13 protein-coding genes are annotated in these 15,906 nt (G+C 72.9%); 2 read left to right on the forward strand and 11 right to left on the reverse strand.

Translation table 11 applies throughout. From position 1 onward, the window contains the following. Positions 1 to 74: 74 nt before the first annotated feature. Both ACFLFB_RS16460 and ACFLFB_RS16465 read left to right on the forward strand, forming a co-directional pair. Positions 75 to 899 (forward strand): dioxygenase, encoded by an 825-nt coding sequence (locus ACFLFB_RS16460; RefSeq protein WP_392543246.1) that lies wholly within the window; start codon positions 75 to 77, stop codon positions 897 to 899. A 95-nt stretch (positions 900 to 994) separates the two neighbouring features. Beyond that, complete coding sequence (locus ACFLFB_RS16465; RefSeq protein ID WP_392543247.1) at positions 995 to 1,771, forward strand: maleylpyruvate isomerase family mycothiol-dependent enzyme; 777 nt, start codon at positions 995 to 997, stop codon at positions 1,769 to 1,771. Positions 1,772 to 1,879: 108 nt separating this feature from the next. On the opposite strand, the gene ACFLFB_RS16470 is transcribed toward ACFLFB_RS16465, so the two are convergent. From ACFLFB_RS16470 to ACFLFB_RS16520, 11 genes are all read right to left on the reverse strand, one after another. After that, positions 1,880 to 2,605: a dienelactone hydrolase family protein gene (locus ACFLFB_RS16470; RefSeq protein ID WP_392543248.1), complete on the reverse strand. Its 726-nt coding sequence runs from the start codon at positions 2,603 to 2,605 to the stop codon at positions 1,880 to 1,882. Between the two features lie 22 nt (positions 2,606 to 2,627). Next, on the reverse strand, positions 2,628 to 2,921 hold the full coding sequence (locus ACFLFB_RS16475; RefSeq protein WP_392543249.1) for a hypothetical protein: 294 nt from the start codon (positions 2,919 to 2,921) through the stop codon (positions 2,628 to 2,630). A 15-nt stretch (positions 2,922 to 2,936) separates the two neighbouring features. After that, positions 2,937 to 4,715, reverse strand: a complete 1,779-nt coding sequence (locus tag ACFLFB_RS16480) for a sodium:solute symporter family protein (RefSeq protein WP_392543250.1) — start codon at positions 4,713 to 4,715, stop codon at positions 2,937 to 2,939. Positions 4,716 to 4,821: 106 nt separating this feature from the next. Next, positions 4,822 to 6,837 carry an ABC transporter ATP-binding protein gene (locus ACFLFB_RS16485; RefSeq protein WP_392543251.1) on the reverse strand — a complete coding sequence of 672 codons (2,016 nt, stop codon included), beginning with the start codon at positions 6,835 to 6,837 and terminating at the stop codon, positions 4,822 to 4,824. Continuing rightward, on the reverse strand, positions 6,834 to 8,567 hold the full coding sequence (locus ACFLFB_RS16490) for an ABC transporter ATP-binding protein (RefSeq protein ID WP_392543252.1): 1,734 nt from the start codon (positions 8,565 to 8,567) through the stop codon (positions 6,834 to 6,836). Before ACFLFB_RS16490 ends, ACFLFB_RS16485 begins: the two co-directional genes overlap by 4 nt. Then, positions 8,567 to 9,145, reverse strand: a complete 579-nt coding sequence (locus ACFLFB_RS16495; RefSeq protein ID WP_392543253.1) for a TetR/AcrR family transcriptional regulator — start codon at positions 9,143 to 9,145, stop codon at positions 8,567 to 8,569. Before ACFLFB_RS16495 ends, ACFLFB_RS16490 begins: the two co-directional genes overlap by 1 nt. A 49-nt stretch (positions 9,146 to 9,194) precedes the next feature. Further along, complete coding sequence (locus ACFLFB_RS16500) at positions 9,195 to 10,412, reverse strand: phosphotransferase family protein (protein ID WP_392543254.1); 1,218 nt, start codon at positions 10,410 to 10,412, stop codon at positions 9,195 to 9,197. 40 nt (positions 10,413 to 10,452) lie between these two features. Beyond that, positions 10,453 to 10,953: a hypothetical protein gene (locus ACFLFB_RS16505; RefSeq protein ID WP_392543255.1), complete on the reverse strand. Its 501-nt coding sequence runs from the start codon at positions 10,951 to 10,953 to the stop codon at positions 10,453 to 10,455. Positions 10,954 to 11,191: 238 nt separating this feature from the next. Further along, complete coding sequence (locus ACFLFB_RS16510) at positions 11,192 to 11,707, reverse strand: CHRD domain-containing protein (RefSeq protein ID WP_392543256.1); 516 nt, start codon at positions 11,705 to 11,707, stop codon at positions 11,192 to 11,194. Between the two features lie 99 nt (positions 11,708 to 11,806). After that, on the reverse strand, positions 11,807 to 13,309 hold the full coding sequence (locus ACFLFB_RS16515; RefSeq protein ID WP_392543257.1) for a methyltransferase: 1,503 nt from the start codon (positions 13,307 to 13,309) through the stop codon (positions 11,807 to 11,809). 91 nt (positions 13,310 to 13,400) lie between these two features. Then, entirely contained in the window at positions 13,401 to 15,764 is a 2,364-nt protein-coding gene (locus ACFLFB_RS16520; protein WP_392543258.1) for a sodium-translocating pyrophosphatase, read from the reverse strand. Between the last annotated feature and the right edge of the window lie 142 nt (positions 15,765 to 15,906).

Consider the following 15,906-nt stretch of genomic DNA (forward strand, 5'->3'; position numbering starts at 1 on the left):
GGGGAGGGTCGCCGCGTCGAGGGAATCGTCGAGTCCGTCATGTGGTTGAATGTTCAACGAACAGGAGGAGCACGATGACCACCGACACCGCCCCCCGCGGCACCAGCGGGCGCCCGCCCGTCCTCTACCTCAGCCACGGCGCGCCGCCGTTGGCGGACGACGCGACGTGGACCCGCGAGCTCGGCGCCTGGGGCACCGACCTCGACAAGCCCGCGGCCGTCCTCATGGTGTCGGCGCACTGGGAGCTCGCCCCGATCGCGGTCTCCGCGACCTCCGGCGACGTCCCGCTCCTCTACGACTTCTGGGGCTTCCCGCAGCACTACTACGAGGTCACGTACGACGCGCCCGGCGCCCCGGCGCTGGCCCGCTCGGTGGCCCAGCTGCTGGCCGGCGCGGGCGAGCAGCTGCACCAGGACCCCGCCCGCGGCCTCGACCACGGCGCGTACGTCCCGCTCAAGGAGATGTTCCCCGAGGCCGACGTGCCCGTCCTCCAGCTCTCGATGCCGACCCTGGACCCCCAGCGGCTGTTCGCCCTGGGCCAGCGGCTGGCTCCCCTGCGCGACGAGAACGTCCTCATCGTCGGCTCGGGCTTCACCACCCACAACCTGAGCTGGTTCAACCCGTCCGCCGGCCCCGACGCCGCGCCGCCGACGCCCTCGAGCGAGTTCGACCACTGGGCCGCCGAGGCCGTGGGCCGCGGTGACGTCGACGCCGTCCTCGACTTCCTCGCCAAGGCGCCGGCCGCCCGGGAGGCGCACCCGCGCACCGAGCACTGGGCGCCGCTCTACGTCGCGCTCGGCGCCGCCGCGGCCTCCGGGACGCTCGACGCCGACACCGTCGACAGCGTCATCGACGGCTTCTGGTTCGGCCTGAGCAAGCGCTCCTGGCAGTTCAGCTGACCGACTGATTGCGCTCTGCCCACCCTCCGGGAGGCCCTGGAGGTGGGTCCAGCGCAATCAGTCGCGTCGGTGACGGGGTCGGGCACACTGCTGCGATGACGACGCCCGCCCCCACGGTGCAGGACCACCTCGCCGGCATCGCCGACGCCGCCCGCCGGATGGCCGCCCGCGCCCGAGAGGCGGGGACGGACGCCCCGGTGCCGACCTGCCCGGGCTGGACGGTGCGCGACCTCCTCGCCCACCAGGGGATGGTCCACCGCTGGGCGACCGCGGTGGTCCGCGGCGCCGACGTCGCGACCATCGGTGAGGAGTCGTTCGAGGCCGAGGGCCTGGCGCACCCCGACCCCGCGGCGTGGCTCGAGGCCGGCGCGGCCGACCTGCTCAGCGCCCTCGAGGACGCGCCGGACGACCTCGACGTGCTCACCTTCCTCGTCGACGCCCCACCGGCCCGGGCGTTCTGGGCACGGCGGCAGTGCCACGAGACCACCGTCCACGCCCTCGACGCCCTGTCCGCGGCCCGGGGACGCCGCGCCACCGCCGACGACCTCTGGCTCGCTGCCCCGACCGCGCTCGACGGCGTCGACGAGCTGCTCGTCGGCTTCTGGCAGCGGCGCAAGGGCGGTCCCCGCGCCGACCCGGCCGCCCCCGCACTCGTCGAGGCGACCACCGGGGCGCGCTGGCTCGTGGAGGCCGGGCCCGAGCGGGCGCGCACCCGACGGCTCGCGGCCGGCGACGAGGTCCCCCAGGGGATGCCCACCGTGCGCGGCACCCCGGCAGACCTCTACCTCGCCCTGTGGAACCGCGGCGGCACCGTCGACGACCCCGCCGGCCTCCTCGAGCACTGGCACGCCACCGGCGCCATCACCTGGTGACTCCTCGCCCACCTCGTCGACCTCGTGCGACTTCGGTGCGGTTCTCTCGGTCACGCTGCGCCAAACCCGTACCCAAGTCGCACGACGTCGGATGGGCCGCAGGTCGGGTCAGGTGGGGCGGTGGAGGTGGGTGGCGAGGAAGGCCTCGATGCGGGCCCACGCGTCCCGCGCCGACTCCGGCTCGGCCCCGGCGTGCATGACGAAGCGGGTCACCGGCGCGAGGAACCATGGCGCCGTGTGCGTGACGTTGAGGAAGGCGTGCCCCGCTGCCGGGTACTCCTTGACGTCGTGCGGCACACCGCGATCGGCAAGGGCGCTCTCGAGCCGCCCGGCGGATCCCGACAGGTAGCGGTCGCGCCCGCCGTAGCTCGCGACGACCGGGCAGGCGCCGTCGAGGGCCTCGGCATCCGGCACCACGCCGTAGTTGGCCACCGCGACGTCCCACCCCGGGCGCCCCGCGAGCAGCAGCGCGAACCCGCCGCCCATGCAGAACCCGATGACGCCGATCGACCCCGTGCAGCGAGGGTCCGACGCGAGCAGCGCCCGCGCCCCGTCGATGTCGTCGAAGGCCCGGCCGCGCCCGCGCTGCAGCGCCGTCATGGTCCGGGCCAGGCACACGACGCGACGGCCGCGGGCCATGAGGTCGGGGGCGACCACGAGGTACCCCATCGCGGCGAGGCGGTCGGCGTGCCCCTTCATCTCGTCGTCGAGCCCGAACAGCTCGTGGACGAGGACCAGTCCCGGCCAGGGACCGTCACCGGCGGGCTCGGCGCGGTAGGCCGGCAGGTCGCCGACGCTCGTCATCCCGCTCACGCCGCCGTGCATCGGACCCATGGCTGCGACCCTACGCCCGCGGTCAGTGGCCTCCTCGGGGGCGCTTCTTGGGCGCCGGGCGCGTCGGGTCGTCGGTGACCGGCTCGACGTGCTCGGGCACCTTGATCGGCCGCAGCCGGGCCCAGGCGATGAACCCCAGCCCCACGACGAGCAAAGCGAGTCCCGCCCACAGGTTGGCGTTCACCCCGCCCGTCTTCTCGGTCTCGGGGTCGGCGAACAGCCCCATCCCGGTGAGGATGACGCCGTAGATCGCCAGCAGGAGGCCGATGATGTTGCGGATGTCGAACGCTCCGGCGGTGTGCTTGGTCTCGGTCATGTCTGCTCCTCCCGGTCAGAAGATGATGTTGAGGACGGTGACCATGGCGAGCGCCAGGCCGGCGAGGGGAACCGTGCGGCGGTACCACGGGTAGGTGTGCTCCAGCGGGTCCGTCCGGTCCTCCTTCGGGGTCTCGGAGTACACGAGCCCGACGAGCTCGGACGCCGGCTTGGGCTGGGTCGCCATCGACACGGCCACGGAGACCGCGATGTCGACGACGAACGCCGTGGACGCCGCGACGAACGCCGCGCCCTGCCCCTCCAGTGGGAGCACGCCCAGGCTCACGGCCCCGAACGCGTCCTTGCTGAGGAAGGCCACGAGGATGGCCGACAGGGTGCCGCTCACCAGGCCCGTCCAGCCCGCCGTGGGCGTCATCCGCTTCCAGAACATGCCGAGGATGAAGGTGGCGAACAGGGGGGCGTTGAAGAACCCGAACAGCGTCTGGAGGTAGTCCATGATGTTCGAGAACGAGCTGGCCAGCAGGGCGGTGAAGATCGCGACCACGGTCGCGCCCACGGTGGCCAGGCGCCCGATCCGCAGGTAGTAGTCGTCGCTGCGGTCCTTGCGGATGTACCGCTCCCACAGGTCGTAGCTGAAGACCGTGTTGAACGCGGAGATGTTCGCCGCCATGCCGGCCATGAACGCCGCGAGCAGGCCGGTGATCGCCAGGCCGAGCAGGCCGTTGGGCAGGAGGTCGCGCATGAGGTAGAGCATCGAGTCGTTGTAGGCGACCCCGTTGCCCGAGGCCCCGCCCGCTGGTGTCCCGCCGTTCTTCAGCTCGATGATCTCGGGCACGAGGACCGCGGCGATCATGCCGGGGACGATGGTGAGGAACGGGACGAACATCTTCGGGAAGGCGCCGATGATCGGCGTCTTGCGGGCCGAGGCGATGGAGTCCGAGGCCATCGCGCGCTGCACCTCGACGAAGTTCGTCGTCCAGTAGCCGAACGAGAGCACGAAGCCCAGGCCGAACACGATGCCGACGACCGACCACACGGGTGAGTCGAACCCGGCCAATGCCTGCCCCGGCCACGAGTTGAGCTGCTGCTCGGCCGGCGGGATGGTGGACCCGGGCGGCGCCGCGTCGGCCGCCGCGGTGATCTTCTCCTCGAGCCCGCTCCAGCCGCCGACCCGGTTCAGCCCGAGCCAGACGAGGGGCAGCAGCGAGGCGACGATGACGAAGAACTGCAGGACCTCGTTGTAGATCGCCGCCGACAGCCCGCCGAGGGTGATGTACGACAGCACGATGATCGCGGCGACGATGAGCGCCAGCCAGAGCGGCCAGCCGAGCAGCGCGTGGACGATCGAGCCGAGCAGGTAGAGGTTGACGCCCGCGATGAGCAGCTGCGCCACGGCGAACGAGATCGCGTTGACGAGGTGCGCCTCCTTGCCGAAGCGCCGGAGCATGAACTCGGGCACCGACCGGACCTTGGAGCCGTAGTAGAAGGGCATCATCACGACGCCGAGGAAGAGCATCGCGGGGATCGCGCCGACCCAGAAGTAGTGGACGGTGGAGATGCCGATCTCCGCCCCGTTGGCGCTCATCCCCATGATCTCGACGGCGCCGAGGTTCGCGGAGATGAAGGCGAGGCCGGTGACCCACGCGGGCAGGGACCTCCCGGAGAGGAAGAAGTCGATCGAGTCCGAGACCGACCGCCTCGCGATGAGGCCGATGCCGAGGACGAACGCGAAGTACACGACGAGGATGAGGTAGTCGACGGCGCTCGCGTCGATCAACGTCTCGGTCCTCACGGCCTGCGCGACGCCCGTCGCTGCCTGTGCCACACCCACCATCTGCGGACACCCACCTCTCCGTCGAGGGTCACCACCGCAACCGGTGGTGTCGCCAGCGACGCTAGTGGACGACGGCCGCGGCGGCCTCCCGAGGGACCTGTGGCTTTCAGACGGTGGCGCCGACCCCCACGGTCTCGTCGTCCGGGTCGACGGCGCCGGCGAACTGCGCGGCGTAGAGCGTCGCGAAAGCGCCTCCGGCAGCGAGGAGCTCGGCGTGCGAGCCCTGCTCGACGATGCGGCCGTCCTCCATCACGAGGATGAGGTCGGCGTCGCGGATCGTCGACAGCCGGTGGGCGATGACGAAGCTCGTGCGGTCCGAGCGCAGCGCCGACATGGCCTGCTGGACGAGCAGCTCGGTGCGGGTGTCGACCGAGCTCGTGGCCTCGTCGAGGATGAGCAGCGCCGGCTGGGCGAGGAAGGCCCGGGCGATGGTGATGAGCTGGCGCTCACCGGCGCTGATGTTGTCGGCCTCGGCGTTGAGGACGGTGTCGTAGCCGTCGGGCAGCGAGTGGACGAACCGGTCGACGTAGGTGGCGCGGGCGGCGTCGAGGACCTCCTCCTCGCTCGCCCCCGGCCGGCCGTACGCGATGTTGTCGCGGATCGTCCCGCCGAACAGCCAGGTGTCCTGCAGGACCATGCCGATCCGGCTGCGCAGGTCGGTGCGCGTCATCGCCGTGATGTCGACGCCGTCGAGCGTGATCCGCCCGCCCTTGAGCTCGTAGAAGCGCAGGACGAGGTTGACCAGGGTCGTCTTGCCCGCACCCGTGGGGCCGACGATGGCGACCGTCTGGCCGGGCTCGACGACGAGGTCGAGGTGCTCGATGAGCGGGGTCTCGTCGCTGTAGGAGAACGAGACGTCCTCGAACGCCACCTTGCCGCGGGGGTCGTCGACCCGTACCGGGACGCCGGCGTCGGGCTCCTGCTCCTCGGCGTCGAGGACGGCGAACACCCTTTCGGCAGAGGCGACTCCGCTCTGCATGAGGTTGGCCATCGAGGCCACCTGGGTGAGCGGCTGGGTGAACTGGCGCGAGTACTGGACGAAGGCCTGCACGTCACCCAGGCTCATCGTGCCGCTGGCGACCCGCAGCCCCCCGACCACCGCGATGGCGACGTAGTTGAGGTTCCCGATGAACATCATCGTCGGCATGATGATGCCGCTGATGAACTGGGCGCGGAAGCTCGCGTGGTGCAGTGCGTCGTTGCGCTCGGCGAAGGCCCGGTCGGCCTCGGCGCGGCGGCCGAAGACCTTGACGAGCTCGTGGCCGGTGAAGGTCTCCTCCACGACGGCGTTGACCTCGCCGGTGCTCGTCCACTGCTGCACGAAGTGCTTCTGGCTGCGCTTGCCGATGGCCGCGGTGACGACCATCGTGATCGGGATCGTCACGAGGGCGATGAGGGCGAGCAGCGGCGAGATCCACACCATCATCGAGACCATGGCGACGACGGTGAGCAGCGAGGTGAGCAGCTGGCTCAGCGTCTGCTGCAGGCTCTGGGCGACGTTGTCGATGTCGTTGGTGACGCGGCTGAGCAGCTCGCCGCGCGGCTGGCCGTCGAAGTAGGGCAGCGGCAGCCGGTGCAGCTTGTCCTCGACGTCGCGGCGCAGCCGGAAGATGGTCCGGTTGACCGCACCGGTGAGCAGGCGGCCCTGGAGCAGCTGCAGCCCGGCGGCGACGACGTAGATGCCCAGGACGACCACGAGGATCCGGCCGAGGGCGCTGAAGTCGACGCCCTGGCCCGGCACGACGTGCTCCATGGCGGCGAGGACGTCGGCGACCCGGCCCTGGCCTCGCTCGCGCAGTGCCGCCACGGCCTGCTCCTGGGTGACCCCGGCGGGGATCTGGCGGCCGAAGAAGCCGCCGAACACGATGTCGGTGGCCGTGCCGAGGATCTTCGGGCCGATGGCGCTGAGCATGACGCTGCCCACGGCGAGGGCGATCGTCCCCCAGACGACGACGCGTTCGGGGTGGAGCAGCCGCAGCACGCGCTTGGCCGAGCCGGTGAAGTCCTGCGACTTCTCCGTGGGGATGCCGATCGCCGCGTGCGGGGGTCCGCCGCGGTGCGCCGAGGCCGGGCCCCGCCGTTCCTTCGCCGCGCGCTCCTCCGCGGTGCCGAGCTCGCTCATGCCGCCTCCTCCACTGCCTGCTGGCTCTCGACGATCTCGACGTACGTGGGGCAGGTCGCGAGGAGCTCCTCGTGCGTGCCCTGGCCGACGACGAACCCGTCGTCGAGGACGACGATCCGGTCGGCGTGGATGATGCTCGACACCCGCTGCGCGACGACGACGACCGTCGCCTCGCGGGTCACCGGCCGCAGGGCCGCGCGCAGCCGGGCGTCGGTGGCGACGTCGAGGGCCGAGAACGCGTCGTCGAAGAGGTAGACGTCGGCCTTGCTCACCAGGGCCCGGGCGATGGCGAGGCGCTGGCGCTGCCCGCCGCTGACGTTGGTGCCGCCCTGGGCGATCGGGGCGTCGAGGCCGCCGGTCATCGCGCGGACGAAGTCCTCGGCCTGGGCGATGCGCAGCGCCTCCCACAGCTCGTCGTCGGTGGCGTCGGGGTCGCCGTAGCGCAGGTTGGTGGCGACGGTCCCGGTGAAGAGGTAGGGCCGCTGGGGCACCAGGCCCAGGTGGCTCCAGAGGTCCTCGGGGTCGGCGTCGCGGACGTCGACACCGCCGACGAGGACCTGCCCGGAGGTCGCGTCGTGCAGCCGGGGCACGAGGCCGAGCAGGGTCGTCTTGCCGGCGCCGGTCGAGCCGACCACGGCGGTGGTCGTCCCGGGGACGGCGGTGATCGTGACGTCGCACAGGACCGGCGACTCGGCGCCGGGGTAGGCGAACCCGACCTCACGCAGCTCGACGGTGACGGGCCCGGCGGGGATGCGCACGGGCTCGGCGGGCGCCCGGACGCTCGACTCGGTGCCGAGGACCTCCTGGATGCGTCCGGCCGACACCGTGGCCCGCGGGATCATCATCGCCATGAAGGTCGCCATCATCACCGACATGAGGATCTGGATGAGGTAGGCCATGAACGCCGTGAGGGCGCCCACCTGCATCGAGCCGTTGTCGATGCGCACGGCCCCGAACCACAGCACCGCGACGGTGGAGGCGTTGAAGATGACCATGACGAGGGGGAACGCGAGCGCCATCAGGCGGCCGACGGCCAGGGCGGTGCCGGTGTAGGTCTCGTTGGCCTGGCCGAAGCGCTCGCGCTCGACCTCCTCGCGCACGAAGGCCCGCACGACGCGCACGCCGGTGATCTGCTCGCGCAGGATGCGGTTCACCGCGTCGACCGACTTCTGCATGGCGCGGAAGTGGGGGACCATCTTGCGGATCACCAGCCCGATGGCGACGGCCAGGGCGGGGACGGCCACGGCGACGAGCCACGACAGCCCGATGTCCTCGCGCAGCGCCATGAACACGCCCCCGACCATCATGATCGGCGCGGAGACCATGATCGCCAGGCCCATGTAGACGACCGTCTGCACCTGGGTGACGTCGTTGGTGCTGCGGCTGATGAGCGTGGGCGCCCCGAAGCGCGAGAGCTCCTGGGCGGAGAAGGACCCGACCCGCGAGAACACCGACGCCCGGACGTCGCGGCCGAGGGAGGCCGCGGTCTGCGCGCCGATGCGCGTCGCGGCGATGGTGGCGAGGATCTGGACGAAGGAGACGGCGAGCATCCCGAGGCCCGCGGTGAGGATGAAGCCGGTGTCCCCCACCGCGACCCCCTCGTCGATGATCCGGCCGTTGAGGCTCGGCAGGTACAGCGAGGTGAGCGTGGCGACGAGCTGGAGGGCGAGGAGCACCCCGAGCGGGACGGCGTAGGGGCGCAGGTGGGTGCGGACGAGGCGGTAGAGCATCAGGACTTCCTCCGGGTGCCGTCGAGGACGACGTCGACGATCTCGGCCGCGTCCAGGCGGCCGGTGGACATCAGCGGGTGGACGCTCGAGAGCGTGAGGAGCTGGAGCAGGGCGATGACCTCGGCGACCGGCTTGCGCAGGGCTCCCGCGTCGTCGCCGATGAGGTCGGTGAAGGCGGCGTCGACGGCGGGGTCGGCGGCGCCGCGCGGTCGCTTGGGCCCGATCGGCCCCGGCGCCCCCGCGTGGTGGAGCACCGAGATGACGCCGACGATGCGCTCGACGTGCCGCTGCATCACCCCGACCCCGGCGGAGAGCCGCTCGTCGAGGGTGAGGGTGGTGTCGATGCCGCGCAGCTCGGCGACCGCGGGGGTCGAGTCGAACACGGCTGCGACACAGGCCTTCACGAGCTCGTCCTTGCTCCCGAAGGCGCGGAAGACGGTCCCCTCGGCGATGCCCGCGGCCTCGGCGACCTGACGCGTGGTGAGGGCCGCGCCGTGCTCGCGCAGGAGCGGGAGGGCGACGTCGACGATGGCCGAGCGGCGGTCGTCGGGATGCATCGCGGGGGCACGGGGTGTCACGCCGACGATGATAAGTGAGTGAGCACTCACTCACAAGTGGTTACCGAACTCAGCGGGCGAGGCGCTCCTCGGCGGCGTCGAGCAGGTGGGTTGGCGGGGTCGGACCCCTGCCGTGGGCGGCCCCGGCAGCGAGCGACAGCAGGACGCCGGCGGTGCGGACGTCGAGGACGGCGGGGTCGGCGAGGGCGCGCGCCGCGGCCTCCCAGCGCCGTGCCACCCACTCCCCCGGCGGCCCGATGGCGATGGCGTGGGCCACGAGGCAGGCGAGGTCGTCGACCCGGTGGCCCGGGCCGACGGTGTCGACGTCGAGGAGGCCCGCGACCCTCCAGCCGTCAGGGGTGGGGTCGACGGTGAGCTGCCCCTCGTGGAAGTCACCGTGGGTCGTGACCACCGGGCCGAGGTCGAGCCGGGCGGACCGCTCGACGACCTCGGCCGCAACGGCACGGGCGCGCTCGCCGTCCGGTCCGGCCGCGGCGACGGCCGCGGCGTACGCCGCGGCCCGGTCCGACCACGGAGACCGGCGGGGCAGGTCGACCGCGTCGGCGGGGAGGGCGTCGAGGACCTCGACGAGGTGGGTGACCTCGAGGCCACGGGCGTCGTCCTCGCCGATCGCCGCGACGAGCGGTCGGCCGGGCAGGTGCTCGAGGACGACCAGCCCGTCGGGGGTGGACGCCGCGACCCGCGGGACGGGGAGGCCGGCGTCGCGCAGGACCTCGTGGCGGTGGAGGACGTCGGGCGCTCCCCCGCGGCCCGCCCGGGGGCGCAGCACCTTGACCCACCACGTGCGGTCGTCGCGGACCGCGCGCACCACGGCCCGGCGCAGCGGCCGGTAGCCCACGAGCTCGAGGTCCGTCACCGGGCCTGACCCGGGCAGCACGTCCTCGAGGAGGACGGGGTCGCAGCCGGCCCGCAGGGCGGGCAGGGCGGGGTCGTCGGGGTGCAGCCAGGCGAGCAGGCGCCCTTCGGGGCCCTCGATGCGGGCGACGGAGGGCGCGTCGTCGGGCACGTCCCGGCCCGCCGTCGAGCTGACGAGGACGTACTCCTCGGTCGGGGGGACGTCCCCGGCTCCGGCGGCCGCACCGCTCACCCAGACGCGGTAGCCGACGGTGACACCGTCGCCGGGGCGGTGCTGCACGTCGTGGACGACGTGGCCGGTCACGCCGACGCCCGCGGTGCCCAGCGCGAGGCCGAGCAGCTCACGGGCGTCGGGGCCGGTCAGCAGCGCGAGGACCGCGGCCTCGGCCGCACCCCCGACGGGTTCCGCCATCGCGTACCGGAACCCGTCGGTTGGGGCGTGTGGAGGCGGGTCAGTCGGCGCTGGGCGCGGAGGCCGCGCTCGGCGCACTGGCCGCACTCGGGGCGCTGGCGGCGCTCGGGGCGGACGCCGCGCTCTTGGCGCTGGCGGCGCTGCCCGAGGACGCGGCGCTGGCCGGGCTCACGGCGCTGACCGACGACGAGGCGGCGGTCGCGGCAGCGGCCTTGGCGGCAGCGGCCTTCGCCTTCGCCGCCGCGAGCTTGGCGGCGCGCGCCTTCGCGGCGTCGGCCTTCCTCGCGGCCTGGGCCTTGGCCTTGGCGGCCTTCGCCGCGGCGGCCTTGGCCCGCGCGGACGCGGCCTTCGCCTGGCCGGCAGCCGCCTTCTCCTTGGCGCTCGCGGACTTCTCGGCGGACACCGAGGCGGCCTTGCTCGTCACGCTGGTGCGGTGGATCGGCGCTGCCGATGCCGCGGTCGAGGCCGTGGCCGAGCCGGCGACGGCGATCGCACCGAGTGCTCCGGTCACGACCCACACCTTGCGGGGCAGGGACTTCATGCGTTCTCCTCAGGTCGGGGGCGACCCCGTGGGTCGTCCTTCGGATCGGCCTCCCTGCAGGCGATGACGCCATCATGGCCGCCCGGGCGCGCACTCTCACCTCGAACGGGAAAGACGCCCTCGTCCGTTCTCAGGCGCTCCACATCCCCGGTCCGGCCGTGCGCCCCCCGGAATCGGGACGGCGCGGGGGGTGCGGTGGCGACCGCACTCCCCCGCGCCGCGGGTCCTGCTGCCGGGATCAGTGCTCGTGGTCGCCGTGCAGCTGGCCGCGGACCGCCCCGTTCGGGAACTCGGTGTTGTGGACGTTGACGTAGTACGCGGCGGGGTCGGCGAGGATCCGCTGCACCTCACCCGGGTCCAGTCCCTTGCCGGCCTCGCCCTCGGTGAGGCAGTCGGCCGCCTGGCCGTCCTGCGGCCACGCGAGGTTGACCTCGACCGGCCCGTTGGTGCCGGCCGCGCCGCGGTGGATGTGGGCGGCGCGCCCGTTGCCCGGCGCCTGCTCGGTCTCGGCGACCTTGGAGACCTGCAGGACGTAGCACAGCGTCGTGGGGTCACCGTCGATCCCGAAGACGTAGACGCTCCCCTTGCCGTTCGGGTCGCCGGACAGGGCCTTGGACCCGTCGGCCGCGACCTGGGCGCGACCGGTGAGGTCGGCCTCGAGGAGGGTGTTGGTGTGGCCGGCGAAGGCCGGGGCGGCCACGAGGGCCCCCGCTCCGGCGATTCCGACGACGGCGGCAATGACTCGTGTGCGCATCTGGGTGAACCCTTCTGACGGCGGCCGGCCTGCTCCGGCTCGTGCCCGTGGTTCGGTGCGACCCTGTGCATCGGATGTGAGCCCGCTCACAGGAACTTCTCAGCGGACGAGCAGACCGTCCTTGGCGGCGTCGCGGACGAAGCCGACGAGCTCGGCCCGCACGGCGTCGCTGTCGAGCCCGAGCAGCCCGGCGATGGCCGCACCCGCCACCGCGGCGCTCATCTCCCCGTCGCACACCGACACGAACGCAGCCGTCACGGTGGACAGGGTGAGGTGGCGACGCAGGCCACCCCCCTGGCGCAGGACGATGACGCTGGGGTCGGACGCCCCAGGCATCGTGTGGCGCTCCTCGTGGACGTCGGGCGCGCACCGCCACGCGACCTCGAGGACGGCCGCGTCGTCCTCCTCGGACAGCCAGGTGCGGGCGTCGAGACCGGCCAGCACCGCCGGCCCCATGGGGAGCTCGACCGGCTGCGGGACGTCCATGAGGTCGACGAAGGGCTCCCGCTCGGTGCGGGGCCGCTGGAGCGTGACCACACCGAAGCCGATCGCCTCGACGTCCCGGCTCTCGAAGTCGTCGAGCCAGGAGGACACCATCGTCGTGAAGTCGGCGGTGCCCGCCTGGTGGCCGCCGTCGCGGGCCCAGGTCTCGGCGTACTGCGCGGGGTCCTGCACCTCGCGCTGCACGACCCACGCGTCGAGACCCGTGCCCTCGAGCCAGCCCCGCAGCCGGTCGGTCCACGTGGTGCCGCGCGGGACCTCCCAGTTGCCGAGGAACTGCGCGATGCCGCCGGGCTCGAGGTGGTCGCCGACGCTGCGGACGAGGTCTCGCACGATCGCGTCGCCGGCCGCTCCGCCGTCGCGGTACTCGAACAGCGGCACCTCGCCGGTGCGCGGCGTGATGACGAAGGGCGGGTTGCTCACGACGAGCCCGAAGCGCTCGCCCGCCACCGGCTCGAGCATGGAGCCGGACCGGACGTCCCAGTGCGACTCGTCGAGCGCGGCGTTGAACCGGGCGTAGGCCAGGGCCCGCTCGGACAGGTCGGTGACGACGACCTCGTCGGCGTGGTCCTCGAGGTGCAGGGCCTGCACCCCGCACCCGGTGCCGACGTCGAGGGCGCGGTCGACGTGGGGGCGGGGGGTCCAGGCCGCGAGGGTGGTGCTGGCGCCGCCGATGCCGAGGACGTGGTCGCCGCGCAGGGTGCCCCCGGTGGCGAGCTCGCCGAGGTCGGAGGCGACCCACCAGTCGCGGCGCTCGGAGGCGTAGGGCCGCAGGTCGCAGCGGGCGACGACGCCGTCACCCTCCGGCACGACGAGACCGAGCGCCACGGCGCCGGCCACCCCGAGCCCGGGGAGGGCGGCGGCGACCTCGGCGAGGTCGACCGGGTCACCGAGCGTGAACAGCCGGATGAGCGTGGCGCACGGGGAGGTCGCGGCGGCGGTCACGCGCTGGGCGGGCAGGGCCTGCTCGCGGTCGAGGGCGGCGGCCGCCATCGGGCCGAGCAGGTCGGTGACGCCCGCGACGGTGAAGCCGGAGGCGACGAGGTCGGCGCGCAGGGCGCGGATCAGGTCGGGGTCGACGCGGGGCGTGGTGTCGGTCATCACCCCCGAGCCTATGGCTCGCGGCGGGGACGGCGAAGGGGCCGGGCTCCTTGTCGGAACCCGGCCCCTCGGCGCGATGCTGCGCGGGTGCTCAGACCTGCGCGGGGTGCTGCTCGAGCGCGGGCTCGGCGTCGGGGTCGTGGTCGCCGCCGATCGCGAGGTCCTTGCTCTTGGAGTACGTCACGGCTGCGGCGACGATGACGACCGCGACGGCGGCGATGCCGTAGCGGATCGGCGCCGACGCACCGGGGCCGATGGACAGGGTCACGATGGCCGGCGCGATGAGCACCGACACGAGGTTCATGACCTTGAGCAGCGGGTTGATGGCCGGGCCGGCGGTGTCCTTGAACGGGTCGCCGACGGTGTCGCCGATGACGGTGGCCGCGTGGGCCTCGGAGCCCTTGCCGCCGTGCGCGCCGTCCTCGACGATCTTCTTCGCGTTGTCCCACGCGCCACCGGAGTTGGCGAGGAAGACGGCCATGAGGGCGCCGGAGCCGATGGCCCCCGCGAGGAAGCCGGCCAGGGGGCCGATGCCGAGGCCGAAGCCGACGGCGACCGGCATCAGGGCCGCGAGCAGACCCGGGGTCGCCAGCTCACGCAGCGAGTCGCGGGTGCAGATGTCGACGACGCGGCCGTACTCGGGCTTCTCGGTGTAGTCCATGATCCCGGGGTGCTCGCGGAACTGGCGACGCACCTCGAAGACGATGGCGCCGGCCGCGCGGGTCACCGCGTTGATGGCCAGGCCCGAGAAGAGGAAGACGACGGCCGCACCGATGATGACGCCGACGAGCGTGTTCGGCGCGGTGACGAGGCCGACGGCCGAGTTGAGGAACTTGTTGCCCTCCTCCTCGCTGATGCCCGAGACGTCGAGCGCGCGGACGGCGCTCTGCCAGGCGTCGGTGTACGAGCCGAACAGCGCGGTGGCCGCGAGGACCGCCGTCGCGATCGCGATGCCCTTGGTGATGGCCTTGGTCGTGTTGCCGACGGCGTCGAGCTCGGTGAGGATCTGCGCGCCCTCGCCGCTGACGTCGCCCGACATCTCGGCGATGCCCTGGGCGTTGTCGGAGACCGGGCCGAAGGTGTCCATGGCGACGATGACGCCGACGGTGGTGAGCAGGCCGCAGCCCGCGAGCGCGATGAGGAACAGCGACAGGGCCACCGCACCGCCACCGAGGATGTAGGCGAGGTAGACCGCGCCACCGATGATGCCGGCGGTGAACACGGCCGACTCCAGGCCGACGCCGATGCCCGACAGGACGACGGTCGCGGGGCCGGTGAGCGAGGTGCGGGCGACGTCGATCGTCGGACGCTTGTCGGTGCCGGTGTAGTGGCCGGTCAGCCAGAGGATGATGCCGGCGAGGACGATGCCGATGATGACGGCGAGCAGGGCCGCGAGGCGGGGGTCGCCGGTGAGGGCGTTGATCTCCTCGTTGCTGGACCCGAGCTCGGCGTAGGTCGACGGCAGGTAGGTGTAGGCGGCGACGGCCGAGAGGACCGCCGAGACCGCGGCGGCGATGTAGAAGCCGCGGTTGATCGCGCTGAGGGCGTTCTCGCCCGGGCGCGCCTTGGTGATGTAGACGCCGAGGAGGGCGGTGACGGCACCGATCGCCGGGACGATGAGCGGGAAGACCAGGCCGTACTCGCCGAAGGCGACGGAGCCGAGGATCAGGGCCGCGACGAGGGTGACGGCGTAGGACTCGAACAGGTCGGCCGCCATGCCGGCGCAGTCGCCGACGTTGTCGCCCACGTTGTCGGCGATGGTCGCCGCGTTGCGCGGGTCGTCCTCGGGGATGCCGGCCTCGACCTTGCCGACGAGGTCGGCGCCGACGTCGGCGGCCTTGGTGAAGATGCCACCGCCGACGCGCATGAACATCGCGAGGAGGGCGGCGCCGAAGCCGAAGCCCTCGAGGACCTTGGGGGCGTCACCCTTGTAGAGGATGACGACGACGGCGGCGCCGAGCAGGCCCAGGCCCACGGTCGCCATGCCGACGGTGCCGCCGGTGCGGAACGCGATGCGCATCCCGAGGTCGCGGCCGCCCTCGTGGCGGGCCGCGGAGGCGACGCGGACGTTGGCCTTGACGGCCAGGCTCATGCCGAGGTAGCCGATGGCCGCGGAGAAGACGGCACCGAGGACGAAGAAGCCGGACCGGCCCCATCGCACGCCCACGGTGTCGGCGGGCAGCAGCAGGAGGAGGCCGAAGACGAGCACCACGAAGATGGCGAGCGTCTTGAACTGGCGCGCGAGGTAGGCCTGCGCGCCCTCTTCCACGGCCGCACCGATCTCCTGCATCTTCTCGGTACCGGGGTCGGCTGCGAGGACCTCACGGCGGAAGACGAATCCCATGACCAGCGCCACGACCGCGATGACCGCGACCGTGATGACGAGGGTGAGGTTCGTCCCGACGAGGTCCAGGCCAGAGCTCGACTCAGCCGAAGCGAGCGCGAGGGGTGCCATTCCATCCTCCTTGACGGGTGAGTTTTCGCGTCCCCGGGCGCGAACGCCTACGGGCAGGGACGCCCGCGCGCACTGTACCGGGCGGTTGCGCGAGTCGCTCCCCCCGGGGAGGTGTGGCGCAGGTCACCCCGCAAGGGGCGAA

This window comes from Oryzobacter telluris (genome assembly GCF_043099285.1).
GTDB lineage: Bacteria > Actinomycetota > Actinomycetes > Actinomycetales > Dermatophilaceae > Oryzobacter > Oryzobacter telluris.